This window comes from Methylobacterium oryzihabitans (assembly GCF_004004555.2).
GTDB lineage: Bacteria > Pseudomonadota > Alphaproteobacteria > Rhizobiales > Beijerinckiaceae > Methylobacterium > Methylobacterium oryzihabitans.
Map to the genome: position 1 here is coordinate 1 of NZ_SACP01000124.1, position 487 is coordinate 487.

1 protein-coding gene is annotated in these 487 nt (G+C 66.3%); it reads left to right on the forward strand.

Going from position 1 to position 487, the window contains the following annotated elements; all coding sequences use genetic code 11:
• A partial coding sequence (locus tag EOE48_RS28660; protein ID WP_148239819.1) for a sensor histidine kinase occupies nt 1–487 on the forward strand: 487 nt, incomplete at both ends.

Here is a 487-nt window from a genome sequence, read left to right on the forward strand (position 1 = left end):
CCTGCTGGACATCTCGCGCCTGGAAAACGGCAAGATCACCCCAGACGCCAAGCCCTTCGCCCTCAACGAACTGTTCGACACGCTGGGTGCCGAGTTCAAGGTGCTGGCGGCCGAGAAAAACCTGGAGTTCCGCCTGCGTGGCAGCCGCCTGCGGGTGGACAGCGACATGAAGCTGTTGCGCCGGGTACTGCAGAACTTCCTCACCAATGCCCTGCGCTACGGCAAGAGCCCGATCCTGCTGGGCGCGCGCCGCCAGGGCGAGCGCCTGTGGCTGGAGGTGTGGGACCGTGGCCCGGGCATCGCCGACGACAAGCTGCAAGTGATCTTCCAGGAGTTCAAGCGCCTGGACAGTCACCAGACACGCGCCGAGAAAGGCCTGGGCCTGGGTCTGGCAATTGCCGACGGCCTGTGCCGGGTGCTGGGGCACCCGCTGGAAGTGCGGTCGTGGCCGGGCAAAGGCACGGTGTTCCGCGTCAGCGTGCCGATT